This is a genomic window from Kitasatospora sp. NPDC004669 (assembly GCF_040609455.1).
Classification (GTDB): Bacteria; Actinomycetota; Actinomycetes; order Streptomycetales; family Streptomycetaceae; genus Kitasatospora.
The window spans coordinates 1-1,541 of the sequence record NZ_JBEXKB010000216.1 but is presented as its reverse complement, the minus strand read 5'-3'; the positions used below and the strand labels follow the sequence as shown (position 1 = coordinate 1,541).

At 75.2% G+C, this 1,541-nt stretch carries 1 protein-coding gene; it reads left to right on the top strand.

Annotated features, from left to right (window positions below; genetic code table 11):
- Nucleotides 1-1,541 (top strand): polyketide synthase dehydratase domain-containing protein (locus ABZW30_RS46975; RefSeq protein WP_355677491.1); only part of this gene is annotated, 1,541 nt, incomplete at both ends.

Here is a 1,541-nt window from a genome sequence, read left to right as displayed (position 1 = left end):
CTCCACGGCACCGCCACCAACCCCACCGACCTGCCCACCTACCCCTTCCAACGCGAGCGCTACTGGCTCAAGCCCGCCACCGACACCGCCGGCGCCGGTCTCGCCTCGGCCGGACTCGCCACGGCCGACCACCCCCTCCTGGCCGCCGTCGCCGAACTCCCCGACGGCAAGGGGCACCTGTTCACCGGTCGGCTCTCCGCCGACAACCCGGCCTGGACCGCCGAGCACGAGATCTACGGCGCGCCCGTGCTGCCCGGCACCGCCTTCATCGACCTGCTGCTGCACGCCGCCGCGTATGTCGGCTGCAACCGGATCGACGAGCTCACCCACCACGCCTTCCTGGCCATCCCGGAGCAGGGCGCGCTGCAGCTGCGGGTGGTGATCGAGCCCGCGGACGGCACCGGGCGGGCGGCCTTCGCCGTCTACACCCGCCCCGATGACACGACCACCGCCCCCACCTGGACCTGCCACGCCTCCGGCTCCCTCGTCACGGCACCCGAGGCCGACGGGGAGAGCCTGACCGCCTGGCCGCCCGCGGACGCCACCGCCGTCGAACTCTCCGACTTCTACGCGCACTTCATCGAGCGCGGCTACCACTACGGTCCGTTGTTCCAGGGGCTGCGCACCGCCTGGCGGAGCTCCGACGCCGTCTACGCCGAGATCGCGCTGCCCGACGGCTTCGAGCCGGGCGAGTACGGCATCCACCCCGCCCTGCTGGACGCCGCCCTGCACCCCGGCGCCCTCGTCCCCCGGACCGGTCCGGACGGCGAGCGGGTCGTGGAGGCCACCGGGCACGTCCGGCTGCCGTTCTCCTGGAGCGGGGTCGCCCTGCACGCGACCGGTGCGACCCGGCTGCGGATCCGGGTGAGCGAGCCCACGCCGGGCACGGTGAGCATGGCCGTGGCCGACGCGACCGGCGCCCCGGTGATGACCATCGGCGCGCTGACGATGCGCGAGGTCGACCCGAGCCGCCTCACCGAGGCCCGAACCGCCCTCTCCGGGGCCGCTGCGCTGTACCGGGTGGACTGGCAGGAGCAGGACCTCAGCGGCCGGGGCTCCGCCACCGGCTCCTGGGTCCTCCTCAGCGATGCCGCGTCCGCCGCCGCGCTCCGGGCCACCGGTCTCGACCTCGTCCGGCACCTCGACCTGGCCGTTCCGGAGAGCGAGGAGATCGAGCGCACCCACGCGCTCGCCACCGGCGCCCTCGCCGCGCTGCAGGACGTCCTCGCCGACGAGTCCCTCGCCGACGCCCGTGTCCTGGTCGTCCTCCCCCATGAGACCGGCAGCGCGGCGGTCGGCGCCCTGGTCGGACTCGTCCGCTCCGCCCAGGCCGAGCACCCCGACCGCATCGTCCTCGCCCACCAGGACGGCACCGAGGCGTCCGCCGCCGCACTTCCGCTCGCGCTCGGCACCGGCGAGCCCGAACTCGCGCTCACCGAGGGCGTCTTGACCGTGCCCCGGCTGGCCAGGGCCGCCACCCCGGACACGACGGAGAGCACCCCGCTCGACCCGGACGGCACCGTCCTGATCACCGGCGGCAC